The organism is Stappia sp. (assembly GCF_040110915.1).
In the GTDB taxonomy this organism is placed as follows: domain Bacteria; phylum Pseudomonadota; class Alphaproteobacteria; order Rhizobiales; family Stappiaceae; genus Stappia.
The window spans coordinates 2,270,259-2,282,269 of sequence record NZ_CP157793.1 but is presented as its reverse complement, the minus strand read 5'-3'; the positions used below and the strand labels follow the sequence as shown (position 1 = coordinate 2,282,269).

The window sequence follows — 12,011 nt, the reverse complement described above, 5'->3', positions numbered from 1 at the left end:
CGAAAGGAGGAGATCATGTTCATGGGCAACACCCCCTTCATCACCGTCCGCACCAGCCGTCCGCTCAGCGAGATCGAATTCTGTGCGTGGGTGGCGCAGGCCGCGCCTGGCGACCGGCTCGAATACCATCGCGGTTTCCTCGTGCTCGACATCTTCCCGATGCTCGGCCGCCTCGCGGACCGCGAGCGGGAGGAGTTGTCGCGGCTCGGATCGCGCGCCTTCTGGGCCGCCGAGCAGGGCCTCGTCCACCTTGTGCAGGAGCGCGTGGGCCCCGACCGCTTCGCCTACATCGCCGTCACGCGCCCCAAGCCCAAGCACGCCGCCGCCTCGCTGTCGGCGCTGCTGCTCGAGGAGCAGGCGGCGTGACCTTCCCCATCCAGACCCCATTCGCCGATCACGGAGACCCGTTCATGCCCTGGCCGAACAACAGCCCCACGCCCGAAGACCTGCCGGGCATCCCCGACGCCGACCTCGCGCAGTTTCCCGTCGAACTGCTCGCCATCCTGCAGCGCGAGACCGATGAGGCGCTGAGGCGCGCCAAGGCGGCAAAGGCCCGGCTCGATGCCGCGCTGACCATCCGCTACGCCACGCGCGCCGCCGAGGAACGACAGGCCAGGGCCAAGGATACCGGTACGGTCCGCTTCGACGACGGCGATTTCACCGTGGTGGCCGATCTGCCGAAGCGGGTGGATTGGGACCAGGAGCGGCTTGGCGAAATCGTCGAGCGTATCCGAAGCTCGGGCGACGACCCCGCGCAGTATGTCGACATCGCCATCAAGTTGCCGGAGCGCAAATACGCCGCCTGGCCCGAGAACATCCGGGCGGTGTTCGAACCCGCGCGGACCGTGCGCACCGGCGCGCTGAAGGTCGAGCTTCTGCCGCAGGGAGGCGCCGCATGAGCCTCCGGATCGTCACCGCCGACGAGCGGCTGCGCGAGGCGCAGGGCAAGACCACCATGGCGCTGTTCGGCCCGAGCGGCGCCGGCAAGACCACGCTTCTGAAGACGCTGCCGGCCGAGGAGACCGTCTGCCTCGATCTCGAGGCCGGGCTGAAGTCGGTGCAGGACTGGCGCGGCGACAGCCTGCCGATCCGCCGCTTTGCCGACGCCGTGGACATCGCCTGCCTGATCGGCGGGGCGAACCCGGCGGCCCAGCCCGACGAGCATTTCTCGGAGGCGCATCACGCACATCTGCGGGGACAGCACCCGGACCTCGCCGCGCGGCTCGACGCCAAGCGCATCGTCTTCGTCGACAGCATCACCGACCTCACGCGCCAGGCGATGGCCTGGGCCAAGACCCGGCCGGAAGCGATGTCGGAGCGCACGGGCAAGCCGGACACGCGCGGCGCATACGGGCTGCTCGCCCGCGAGGTGATCGGGCTCCTGAAGCACCTCCAGCACGCGCCCGGCCGCACGGTCATCTTCGTCGGCATCCTCGAGCGGATCACCGACGAGATGAACCGGCCGATCTGGCAGCCGCAGATGGAGGGCGGCAAGGCCGCGCGCGAGCTGCCCGGCATCGTCGACCAGGTGATGACCCTCGGCCTCTTCAGCCCCGAGACCGGCCCCGACGGCGCGACCGCCTGGCGGCACGACCCCGAGAAGGGCGAGACGCGCCGCCTCGTCTGCCGCTCCGGCAATCCCTGGGGCCTGCCCGCGAAGGACCGCTCGGGGCGCCTCGACCTGACCGAACCGGCCGATCTCGGCGCTCTCCTCTCCAAGATCAACCACGCACCGAAAGGATGAACGAGATGACCTTCGACATGAACGACGTGGCGCCGCAGCAGTCCGGCGACCTGATCCCCGACGGCACCTTCGCCAAGGTGACCATGTCCATCCGCAAGGGCGGCACGGACGGGGCGAGCGAGGTGGATCGCGGGCTGCTGAAGCCGTCGAACCAGCCCGGCAGCGACGTGCTGATGCTCGACGCCGAGTTCACTGTGGCCGAGGGACCGCATGCCCGGCGCAAGTTCTGGCAGAACTTCACCGTGCAGGGGGGCAAGCTCGACGAACAGGGCCAGTCGATCGGCTGGAAGATCTCCAAGAGCCAGTTCCGGGCCATGATCGACAGCGCGCTCGGCCTGAACCCCGAGGACATGAGCGAGGCGGCAAAGGCGAAGCGCGTCCTGCGCGGGCTCGCCGATCTCGACGGGATCACCTTCGTCGCGAAGATCCAGATCGAGCCGAACCGCAACCCCGCCTACAAGGACGCCAACAAGCTCGACCACGTAGTGCTGCCCACCGCGCCCGAGTGGCAGAAGGTGATGGTCGGCGAGACGGTGCCGGCGCAGCCATCGAACAAGCCCCGGCCGGCCGCCGCGCCCGCGCAGCCCGCAACCCCCGCCTGGGGCCAGCCGCAGCCGGCCGCGGCGCCGTCCGCGCCCGCATGGTCGTCGTCGGCCGGCCAGCCCGCCAGCCAGCCTGCCGCCGAGCCCGCCGCGCCGAAGGCCGCGGGCGGCCCGGCCTGGCTCAACCCGTGAGCCCGGACGAATGGCAGGCGTATGTCACCACGGAAGCGGCCCTTGCGATGGGGCGCTGGCTCGAGGCGCGGGGGCGGCTCGACCGCCCCATCGCGAGCCTCACCCGGCGCGATCTGGAATGCATGGCCTCGAACGCCATCAGCCGCTTCATCGTGCTGGCCTCCGAGCGCCGAACCGCCGCGCCGGACGAGGAGGAGCGAAGCGCGCTCGACCTGCTCCTGATGGGCTGACCCGCGCCGAACTCGGCCGCCGCGTGCCCTGCGCGCTTTGCGGTCGGCGGGAGGCCCGGGGCTTCGGCTACTACCACGGCCTGCGCTGGGACCGCCATCCCCATCACCGCTTCTGTTCGATGACCTGCCTCACGGCGGGCTCGGCCAACGCCAAGAGGAACCACGGCATGATCGACAAGACCGACATGGAAACCCGCGCGATCCGCGAGGCGCGCCGCGAGCTGGCCGAGGCACTGACGGAGATGGGGCTGATGGAGCCCTTCTTCGACCGGCCGGCTGAGGACATCGACCGCCTGATCGAGGCCTGCGTCGACGGGTTTCAGGCGTCCATGCAGCGCCAATCCGACGCCGGCGATGTGCCGTTCTGAGGGGGCGCGGATGCTGGTCGATCTCAATCACCGCTCGGGCTGCGTCTACGGCCGCGCCGCGGACGCGCCCCCGCCGCTCGGCGCCCGGATCAACACGCTGCTCGATGACGCCCTCGTGGCCGAGCGCGCTGGCCAGCGGCCCCGCGACTACCTCGGCGCCAGCCGGATCGGTGAGCCCTGCGCGCGCCGCCTCGTCTACGAGGTGACGCACACGCCGCCCGATCCCGGCAAGGAACTCGAGGGGCGCAGCCTGCGCATCTTCGCCGCCGGCCATGTCTTCGAGGATCTCGCCATCCGCTGGCTGCGGCTCGCCGGGTTCGACCTGCGGACCCAGACCCGCGAGGGCGGCCAGTTCGGCTTCGAGACGGCGGGCGGTCGCATCCGCGGTCATGTCGATGGCGTCATCGTCACCGGCCCCGAGGTGGACATCGACTGGCCGGCGCTCTGGGAGCACAAGGCTCTGAAGGCGTCCTCCTGGTCGGACACCGCGAAGAAGGGCGTCCGGCTCTCCAAGCCCGTCTATTTCGGGCAGATGCAGATCTATATGGCCTACATGGGCCTCGGCTCGGCGCTCTTCACCGCGCTGAACAAGGACAGCTGCGAACTCTACCACGAGCACGTCCCCTTCGAGCCGGCGACCGCGCAGGAGCTCTCCGACAAGGCGGTGGCCGTGCTGCGCGCCGCGGACTCGGGCGAGCTGCTGCCGCGGATCGCCACGCGCTCCGACTTCTATCTCTGCCGGTTCTGCCCGTTCTCGGCGAGCTGTTGGGGTGAGCCGCGTCCCGGAAACGCTCCGGTGGAGCGTTTCAGCGGCGAACGGCCGGAGGCCCGGGCATGACCGTCACGCTTTCCGAAATGCAGAGCCGCGCCATCGCGGCCATCCGCGACTGGTACGAGACCCGCCGCCACGAGCAGCAGGTGTTCCGGGTGTTCGGCTATGCCGGCACCGGCAAGACCACGACCACCGCGCAGGCGATCGAGGCGCTGGGGCTGGCGCCGATGACCCCCGGCGCCCCGGGCGGCGTGCTTTTCGGCGCCTTCACCGGCAAGGCCGCGCTCGTCATGACGCGCAAGGGCACGCCCGCGCAGACCATCCATAGCCTGATCTACCGCGTCTCCGAGGCGACGCCGGAAGAGATCGAGCGGGTGACCGAGGACCTGGCGGAGTTGCGTCGCGAGCTGCCGCGCATGGGGCCGGCCGAGCGAGACTTCGCCATGAAGCGGATCGCCCAGCTCGAGATGCGGCTCGAGGACATCCACCAGCCCAAGTTCCTGATCAACGAGCAGTCCATCCTGCGCGACGCGGACCTCCTCGTCCTCGACGAGGTGTCGATGGTGGGCGAGGATTTGGGGCGCGACCTTCTCGCTTTCGGCAAGCCCATCCTCGTGCTGGGCGATCCGGGCCAGCTGCCGCCTGTGAAGGGCGCCGGGTTCTTCACCGAGGCCGCGCCGGACGTGATGCTGACCGAAGTGCATCGGCAGGCCGAGGACAGCGCCATCCTGCGGCTTGCTACGCTGGCGCGGCAGGGCACGCCGATCCCGATGGGCGCGCATGACGACAATGTCTGGAAGATGTCGCGCCACGAGGTCGGCCCGGCGCAGATGCTGCGCGGCGGCCAGGTGCTCTGCGGCACCAACGCGACGCGGCGCTGGCTGAACACCGCCATGAAGCGCGCGGCGGGGTTCGAGGCCGACTATCCGACCGGCAACGGCGAGAAGATCATCTGCCTCAAGAACCGTCACGATCTCGGGCTGATCAACGGCATGTTCCTGACGCTGAGCGATGTGCGCCAGGATCCTGACGACGCCTTCGCCTTCAGCGCCATGGTCGAGACCGAGGACGGCGAGAGTATCGCCGGGCGGCAGAGCTTCTGGCGTGGCGAGTATGCCGACCATATCGCCTACGACCCCGAGCGCGGGCGCCGCGAATGGCAGATCAAGCGCGGCCTGATCGAGAGCAGCTGGGGCTACGCGATCACCTGCCACAAGGCGCAGGGTTCGCAATGGGAGAACGTGGTCGTCTTCGACGATGGCTTCGGCCGCTCGGCGGCCGACAGGAACCGCTGGCTCTATACCGCGATCACGCGGGCCGAGCGGGGGCTGGTGATCCTTGCTTGACCTCAATGACGCCCTCCCGCCCATCACAGACGCGCCGCGCTACGATCTCGACCTGATCGTCGAGCGTCTGCGCGAGGCAGCCGCGCACTGGGTGCCCGACCTCTTTCCCCGCGGCCGCCGCTCCGGCGACGAGTGGCGGCTCGCCAACATCCGGGGCGACGCGCCCCGGAACACCGGCTCCTGCGTCATCACGCTGCGCGGACTGCATGCCGGCGACTGGATCGACTTCGACGGCAACCATGGCGGCGGGCCGATCAGCGCGATAGAGGAGGCGACCGGGCTCGATGGCCGCGCGCTGATCGTGCGAGCGGCAGAGATCGCCGGCGTTACCCCGGGCGCACCCGAGCGGCGGGCGCCGGCGACAACGCCGTCGCCGAAGCGCGACGCCACCCGGGAGATCGCGCATATCCTGTCCTCGGCGCAGCCGATCGCGGGCACGCCGGCTGCGGACTACCTCGCGGGCCGCGGTCTGGATGTCCCTGCCGAGGCCGATCTGCTCTTCCATCCCGACCTGGCGCATTACGAGACGAAGACCGGCTATCCGGCCCTCGTGGGTCAGGTGCGCGACCGGAACTGTGACGTCATCGGTCTGCATCGGACCTGGCTCGCGGCGGGCCCCGACGGCAGCACCCGCAAGGCGCCGCTCGACAAGGCCAAGAAGATGCTCGGCCGCGTTGCCGGCGGCGCCGTGCGGCTCGCGCCCCTCGGCGACGGCGACAGGCTGGCGCTCTCGGAGGGGATCGAGACCGGCCTCGCGGCCATGACTGCCTGCCCAGATCTGCCGGTCTGGGCCACGCTCTCGACCTCCGGCCTCGAACAGGTCGAGTTGCCGCCGGCCGCGCGGCGCATCGTGATCCTCGCCGACAGCGACGCCTCGGGCGCAGGCCTGCGCGCCGCGGATGCCGCCGCGCGTCGGCTGCGCGCGCAGGGGCGCGACGTCGCCATCGCCGTGCCGCCCGGGGAAGGCCAGGACTTCAACGATCTCCTGCTGAGCGACGGCGCAGAAGCCGTGGCGCGCGTCATCGCCGCCGCGGAGAGCGTCGTCGAGGCCGAGACGGTGATGCAGATCGGGCAGCACCGTCCGCTCAACTACCAGGGCTCCGGAGACACGGTCCCGACGCTGCGCGCCGACGAGGGCGATCTGGCGCGGGCGAACGAGCAGGTCTGGAGCCTGCTCATGGCCTCGAACCGCTGCCCCTGGCTCTTCCGCCTCGCTGGCCAGCCCACATGGGTCGTGCCCGACGACGAGGGCCGGCCCGTCGCCACCGCGCTCAACGAGGAGAAGCTCCGCCACATGCTGGCGCGGCTCGCCCGCTGGGTGCGGGTGAACGCCAAGGGCGAGCCTATCCCGGCGCCGCCGCCCTTGCCGGTGGTCAAATCGGTCCTCGCCACGCCCGATCCCGCGCTGCCCGTGCTGACCGGCATCGTGAACACGCCGGTCTTCGGCCGAAACGGCACGCTCCTCACCACGCCCGGCTATCATCCCGACGCGCGGCTCCTCTACGTTCCGGCGCCGGGCTTCGCCGTGCCGGACATTCCCGCCAGGCCCACACCGGCCGAGGTCGCCGCGGCGCGCACGATGATCTGCGACGACCTGCTCGGGGACTTCCCCTTCACCGGCGATGCGGAGCGGTCCCACGTCGTGGCGCTCCTGCTGCTGGGCTTCCTGCGCGGCATGATCGACGGGCCGACTCCACTGCACCTGATCGAGAAGCCCGCGCCCGGCACCGGCGCCACGCTGATGGTCGACGCCATCACGGGCATCCTGACCGGCGCAGGCGCCAGCGTCATGACCGAGGGGCGCGACGACGAAGAATGGCGCAAGCGCGTGACCGCAAAGCTCCGCCAGATCCCCTCCATCGTGCTGATCGACAACCTGCGCGCCACGCTCGACAGCTCGGCCCTCGCCGCCGCGCTCACGGCGCCCTTCTGGGAGGACCGCATCCTCGGTCATTCCGAGATGGCGCGGCTGCCGATCCGCTGTCTGTGGATCGCCACCGGCAACAACCCGGAGTTCTCGAACGAGTTGGCCCGGCGTCTCGTGCGCATCCGGCTCGATCCGCATACCGACCGCCCGTGGCAGCGCTCGGACTTCCGCCACCCCGACCTGATGAGCTGGGTGCGCGCCAACCGGGCGCGGCTGGTCGCGGCCTGCCTGACGCTCTGCCAGGCATGGATCGCAGCCGGCCGCCCGCGCGGCGGGCGCAGCATCGGCTCCTTCGAGAACTGGGCCCATGTGCTCGGCGGCGTGCTCGAGGTCGCAGGTATCCCCGCCTTCCTCGGCAATCTCGAGGAGATGATGGAGTCATCCGACAGCGAGGGCGCCGCCTGGAACGCCTTCATCGGCGCCTGGTGGGACCGCTTCGGCACTGCCGAGGTGACGGCCGCCGAGGTCTACGACATCGCGCTCTTCTGCGATCCGCCGCCGCCGATGAGCGGCGCCAACGAGCAGGCCCGCAAGACTAGCTTCGGGATGTCGATCGGGCGCATGCGGGACCGGGTGTTCCGGCTGGGCGATCTCCGGGTCCGGCTGGTGAAGGCCGGCACGTACCGGCGCGCCACGAAGTGGCAGCTGAAGGTGACTGAGGAGGAAAAGGCCTCCGGAGCGGCCCGCCGCAGCGCCGATGCGTGTGAGCCTCGGGCCGGTCGTGTGAGCCTCGAAAACGAAGGCTCACACGCGCAAGGCCCTGATACCAAACCGAAATGTGTACCTTGTGAGCCTTGTGAACCTTTTTCCACCCTTACGCGTGCGTGCACGCGCGTGCGCACGAAAGGAGATGCCGGAAAAGGTTCACAACCCTCACAAGGCTCACAAAGCGACGTCGTTTCAAAGGGTTGCGGGTGTGAGCCTCCGTGTGAGCCTTCCGCGGCAGGCTCACAGGCCTCACCACGCCCGGATTGGCTGCGGGAGCTCGACCGATGAGCCCCGCGCGCCGCCCCCATTCCTCCATCGAGCAGCAGACAGGAAAGGAGCCCCCGATGGCCCATGCATCTCTCACCCCGTCGCCCGCGATTTCGCCTGTGGGCGGCACGCCGGTCCTTCTCGCCCTCGACCTCGGCACGACAACGGGCTGGGCACTCCGCGCCGCGGACGGGCTGATCACCAGCGGCACGGTGTCGTTCCGGCCAAGCCGCTACGACGGCGGCGGCATGCGCTATGTCCGCTTTCGCGCCTGGCTGGAGCGGCTGGCCGCGGATGCCGGTCCCATCGGCGCAATCCACTTCGAAGAGGTACGCCGGCATGTCGGGACCGACGCGGCCCACGTCTTCGGCGGCCTGCTCGCCACCCTGACCGCATGGGCCGAGACGGCGGACGTGCCCTATCAGGGCGTCCCGGTGGGCACGATCAAGCGCCACGCCACGGGCAAGGGCAACGCGCCGAAGGAGGCCATGATCGCGGCGGCCCGCGCCCGCGGCTTCAGCCCCGCGGATGACAACGAGGCTGACGCCATTGCCATCCTGTTCTGGGCGATCGAGACGGCGGGAGGCGTGGCATGAGCAGGATGCGCTACACGCCCAAGGGCTATGGCGGCCGGCGCCGCGATCCCGAGCAGGTCAAGCGCGAGGGCTGGCACGAACAGCGGATGCTGGCGGTCTCGCTGGACGACCAGCGGCTCACATGGCCGGAGCGGGAGTTGATCCGCCAGCTCGGGGACAAGCTCTATGGCAAGCCGCCCGCTGTACGCGAGGTGCGCCATGACTGACTGGACCACCGCACAGGTGCAGGACCGCTTGGAACTCGCCGCCGACGTCTTCGCGCAGCTGCCCGGCGTGAAGCCGCAGGGCTACTTCAACGCCTGGCCCGAGTACTTCCACAGCTTCGCCGATCAGGTCGGCCAGGAGCCGCAGATGCGCCGGCCCCGGCCGAGCCCGCGCCAGATCACGGAGGCCGAGGAAGCGATGCTGTGGCTGCGCTGGCTTGAGAAGGACGACGCGCAGATCGTGTGGCTGCGAGCGAACCGCAAGCCATGGAAACCGATCTGCTGGCAGTTCGGGCTGTCGCGCACCGCGGCGACGAAGCGCTGGCAATACGGCATCGCCATCATCGTCTGGCGTCTGAACGGTCGCGTGCCATCCCGGCGCCGGTCGCAGCAGTTCGTCATCGAAAACGCGGATCGGCTGTCAAGAAAAATCATCCTTTGAGACAATTTTCCGGTGTACATCGCAGCGCCTTACAGGATCGGCGAATAAAGCTACAAAGACGGCATACTCGGGAGAGGAGCGCGCGGGACACCGCAGCCGCTGGCTTCCGGGGTCCACCGAGGGGTCCAGCCGGGGTCCATGCCGCCAACCCATTGAATTCAATGGTTCCTTCCTGGCGACTATGTATGCTGGCGGGCTTGGCGCGATATTTCGCCAGCGACAGGGCCGGATTTTTGGGAAGCCACCGGAGTCCAGCGTCCAGCCGCGACGCCTGAAACCCTCGTAAAATCAAATATCTGACGGGCCGCGCGGGGTGGATACCCCGCGGATGCCGGAGTCCGGCCGGAAGCCGGTGGAACCGTCCGTGCCGGAGTCCACCCGGCGGATGCCGATCGACCATCGACAGGAACCTGCATGACCCTCGCTTTCGCCCCCGAGCGGATCGAGACCTGGCCGCTTGCGCGCCTGCAGCCCTACGCGAAGAACGCGAAGGTGCACGGGCCCGACCAGGTCGCGAAGATCGCCGCCAGCATGGCCGAGTTCGGCTGGACCGTGCCGTGCCTCGTCGGTGAGGACGGCGAACTGATCGCGGGCCATGGGCGCGTGCTGGCCGCGACGCAGCTCGGACTGACCGAGGCGCCTGTGATCGTGCTCGGCCACCTGACCGAGGCGCAGCGCCGCGCCTATCGGATCGCGGACAACAAGCTGACGGAACTGGGCAGCTGGGACGAGGCCCTGCTGTCGGCCGAGCTGCAGGACCTGCTTGCGGACGACTACGACCTCTCGCTGGTCGGCTTCTCCGACGGCGAACTGGACAAGCTGCTGGCTTTCGATCCGGACGGGGGCGGTGAAGAAGAAGGTGGCGCCCGGGGCTCAGTGCCGCCGGTGACCATCCCCGAGCCGCCGCGCAATCCCGCCTCGCGGACCGGCGATCTCTGGATCCTTGGCGATCACCGGCTGCTTTGCGGCGACTCGACCTCGCACGACGATGTCCGCCGCCTGATGAATGGCGAACGAGCGATCCTCTTCGCCACCGACCCGCCGTATCTCGTCGATTACGACGGATCGAACCACCCGACGCGGAACAAGGATTGGTCGCAATCCTACGGCGTCACCTGGGATGACAGCAGCCAGGGGGCCGACCTCTACGACGGCTTCATCGCCGCGGCCGTGGCGGAGGCGATTACGGACGACGCCGCCTGGTACTGCTGGCACGCCTCGCGCCGCCAGGCGATGCTGGAGGCCTGCTGGGAAAAGGCGGGCGCCTTCGTGCACCAACAGATCATCTGGGTGAAGGACCGCGGCGTCCTGACCCGGTCGCATTACCTGTGGAAGCACGAGCCCTGCTTCATGGGCTGGCGCCGCCCGAACCGCCCGCCGAAGGTGGCGGAGGAGACGCTGCCGTCCACTTGGGAAATGCCGTCATTTGCGAAGGACGAGCGTCCCGACCACCCGACGCCGAAACCGCTCGACGCCTTCGGAATCCCGATGCGCCAGCATGTGGCGCGGGGCGGCCTCTGCTACGAGCCGTTCTCGGGCTCCGGCTCGCAGATCATGGCGGGCGAGGCCAACGGTCGCCGCGTCTTCGCGATGGAGATCAGCCCCGCCTATGTCGATGTGGCCGTCGAGCGCTGGCAGGCCGAGACCGGCAGGGACGCGACCCTCGACGGCGACGGCCGGACTTTCGCTGAGGTGAAGGCCGAGCGGCTGGGCGAGACCCCGGCCGCGGCCGAGGGGGCCCACGCGGCCTGACGTCGTGCATGGCGTGGCTCTACCTGCCTCCGGCATGCATGCCGGTGCCGGCGACGCGTGCCTGTTCGGCCTCTCGCTCTGCTCCGGCGCCGGCGGTCTCGACCTCGGGCTGCTCCTGGCGCTCCCCGGATATCGCACTGTGGGTCATGTCGAGCGGGACGCCTACGCCGCGGCCATCCTCGTGGCGCGGATGGAAGACGCGGCCCTGGATTGCGCACCTGTCTGGGACGACGTTGCCACCTTCGACGGCCGCCTGTGGCGCGGCGCGGTGGACATCGTCACTGCGGGCTATCCGTGCCAGCCGTTCTCCGTCGCGGGAAAGCGCCGTGGTACTAACGACCCGCGCCATCTCTGGCCGCATGTCGCCCGCATCGTCGGCGAGGTCGAGCCGCCCTTCGTGTTCCTCGAGAACGTCGCCCATCATCTCCGCCTCGGCTTCCCCGAGGTCGCCGGAGGACTGGTCGGCATGGGCTACCGCCTTGCGGCAGGCCTCTTCACGGCGGCGGAAGTCGGCGCGCCCCACAGGTGCGAGCGGCTCTTCATCCTCGCCATCCGCGAGGGGGAGGAGCTGGCCGACCCCGCGCGCCTGCTCTGGGACGCGCTCGAGCGGTGGCAACCGGACCGAGATGATGCGGATCTGGATGACGCCGACGGCGCGGGATCACAAGGACGGGGCAACGAGCCTCGCGAACACGCCGGTGAACGGTCTGCTTGGCCGCCAGGTCCTGGTGACGCCGACGGCTGGCGGGCGTTCCTGCGACACGCCCCGAACCTTGAACCCGCTGTTCGTCGAGGCGCTGATGGGCTGGCCCACCGGGTGGACCAGCTTCGGCTCTGTGGCAACGGAGTGGTCCCGCTGGTCGCGGCGCATGCGCTCCGAACTCTCGCAGCTGAACTGCTGGCCGATGGATGAGGGCGCGCG

The 12,011-nt window shown here is 69.8% G+C and carries 14 protein-coding genes; all 14 read left to right on the top strand.

Going from position 1 to position 12,011, the window contains the following annotated elements; genetic code table 11:
- Positions 1–15: 15 nt before the first annotated feature.
- The 14 genes from ABL312_RS10040 to ABL312_RS09975 all read left to right on the top strand — a co-directional run bounded on the left by ABL312_RS10040 (position 16) and on the right by ABL312_RS09975 (position 12,002).
- Positions 16–366 carry a hypothetical protein gene (locus tag ABL312_RS10040; RefSeq protein ID WP_349361252.1) on the top strand — a complete coding sequence of 117 codons (351 nt, stop codon included), beginning with the start codon at positions 16–18 and terminating at the stop codon, positions 364–366.
- 44 nt (positions 367–410) lie between these two features.
- Complete coding sequence (locus ABL312_RS10035; RefSeq protein ID WP_349361251.1) at positions 411–899, top strand: hypothetical protein; 489 nt, start codon at positions 411–413, stop codon at positions 897–899.
- Positions 896–1,744 (top strand): ATP-binding protein, encoded by an 849-nt coding sequence (locus tag ABL312_RS10030; RefSeq protein ID WP_349361250.1) that lies wholly within the window; start codon positions 896–898, stop codon positions 1,742–1,744. Before ABL312_RS10035 ends, ABL312_RS10030 begins: the two co-directional genes overlap by 4 nt.
- Positions 1,745–1,749: 5 nt before the next feature.
- Positions 1,750–2,478: a hypothetical protein gene (locus tag ABL312_RS10025; protein WP_349361249.1), complete on the top strand. Its 729-nt coding sequence runs from the start codon at positions 1,750–1,752 to the stop codon at positions 2,476–2,478.
- Positions 2,475–2,708 (top strand): hypothetical protein, encoded by a 234-nt coding sequence (locus ABL312_RS10020; RefSeq protein ID WP_349361248.1) that lies wholly within the window; start codon positions 2,475–2,477, stop codon positions 2,706–2,708. The genes ABL312_RS10025 and ABL312_RS10020 overlap by 4 nt, the downstream gene beginning before the upstream one ends.
- 23 nt (positions 2,709–2,731) lie before the next feature.
- Positions 2,732–3,076, top strand: a complete 345-nt coding sequence (locus tag ABL312_RS10015; RefSeq protein WP_349361247.1) for a DUF6511 domain-containing protein — start codon at positions 2,732–2,734, stop codon at positions 3,074–3,076.
- A 10-nt stretch (positions 3,077–3,086) separates the two neighbouring features.
- Positions 3,087–3,914: a hypothetical protein gene (locus ABL312_RS10010; protein WP_349361246.1), complete on the top strand. Its 828-nt coding sequence runs from the start codon at positions 3,087–3,089 to the stop codon at positions 3,912–3,914.
- Complete coding sequence (locus tag ABL312_RS10005) at positions 3,911–5,194, top strand: AAA family ATPase (RefSeq protein WP_349361245.1); 1,284 nt, start codon at positions 3,911–3,913, stop codon at positions 5,192–5,194. Before ABL312_RS10010 ends, ABL312_RS10005 begins: the two co-directional genes overlap by 4 nt.
- Before the next feature lie 91 nt (positions 5,195–5,285).
- Complete coding sequence (locus ABL312_RS10000; protein ID WP_349361244.1) at positions 5,286–8,117, top strand: toprim domain-containing protein; 2,832 nt, start codon at positions 5,286–5,288, stop codon at positions 8,115–8,117.
- Between the two features lie 56 nt (positions 8,118–8,173).
- On the top strand, positions 8,174–8,692 hold the full coding sequence (locus ABL312_RS09995) for a hypothetical protein (protein WP_349361243.1): 519 nt from the start codon (positions 8,174–8,176) through the stop codon (positions 8,690–8,692).
- Positions 8,689–8,898, top strand: a complete 210-nt coding sequence (locus ABL312_RS09990) for a hypothetical protein (protein ID WP_241094982.1) — start codon at positions 8,689–8,691, stop codon at positions 8,896–8,898. The genes ABL312_RS09995 and ABL312_RS09990 overlap by 4 nt, the downstream gene beginning before the upstream one ends.
- A complete protein-coding gene (locus tag ABL312_RS09985; protein ID WP_349361242.1) occupies positions 8,891–9,337 on the top strand; it encodes a DUF6362 family protein in 447 nt (148 codons plus the stop codon). The genes ABL312_RS09990 and ABL312_RS09985 overlap by 8 nt, the downstream gene beginning before the upstream one ends.
- Before the next feature lie 414 nt (positions 9,338–9,751).
- A complete protein-coding gene (locus ABL312_RS09980; RefSeq protein WP_349361241.1) occupies positions 9,752–11,089 on the top strand; it encodes a DNA methyltransferase in 1,338 nt (445 codons plus the stop codon).
- A gap of 34 nt (positions 11,090–11,123) precedes the next feature.
- Complete coding sequence (locus ABL312_RS09975) at positions 11,124–12,002, top strand: DNA cytosine methyltransferase (protein WP_349361240.1); 879 nt, start codon at positions 11,124–11,126, stop codon at positions 12,000–12,002.
- Positions 12,003–12,011 lie beyond the last annotated feature (9 nt).

Excerpts from the sequence above, each read along its gene's own strand:
- ABL312_RS09980 (WP_349361241.1), top strand. The coding sequence starts at position 9,752 with ATGACCCTCGCTTTCGCCCCCGAGCGGATCGAGACCTGGCCGCTTGCG.
- ABL312_RS09990 (WP_241094982.1), top strand. The coding sequence starts at position 8,689 with ATGAGCAGGATGCGCTACACGCCCAAGGGCTATGGCGGCCGGCGCCGC.
- ABL312_RS10035 (WP_349361251.1), top strand. The coding sequence starts at position 411 with ATGCCCTGGCCGAACAACAGCCCCACGCCCGAAGACCTGCCGGGCATC.
- ABL312_RS09995 (WP_349361243.1), top strand. The coding sequence starts at position 8,174 with ATGGCCCATGCATCTCTCACCCCGTCGCCCGCGATTTCGCCTGTGGGC.
- ABL312_RS09975 (WP_349361240.1), top strand. The coding sequence starts at position 11,124 with ATGCATGCCGGTGCCGGCGACGCGTGCCTGTTCGGCCTCTCGCTCTGC.
- ABL312_RS10025 (WP_349361249.1), top strand. The coding sequence starts at position 1,750 with ATGACCTTCGACATGAACGACGTGGCGCCGCAGCAGTCCGGCGACCTG.
- ABL312_RS10040 (WP_349361252.1), top strand. The coding sequence starts at position 16 with ATGTTCATGGGCAACACCCCCTTCATCACCGTCCGCACCAGCCGTCCG.
- ABL312_RS09985 (WP_349361242.1), top strand. The coding sequence starts at position 8,891 with ATGACTGACTGGACCACCGCACAGGTGCAGGACCGCTTGGAACTCGCC.
- ABL312_RS10030 (WP_349361250.1), top strand. The coding sequence starts at position 896 with ATGAGCCTCCGGATCGTCACCGCCGACGAGCGGCTGCGCGAGGCGCAG.
- ABL312_RS10010 (WP_349361246.1), top strand. The coding sequence starts at position 3,087 with ATGCTGGTCGATCTCAATCACCGCTCGGGCTGCGTCTACGGCCGCGCC.
- ABL312_RS10005 (WP_349361245.1), top strand. The coding sequence starts at position 3,911 with ATGACCGTCACGCTTTCCGAAATGCAGAGCCGCGCCATCGCGGCCATC.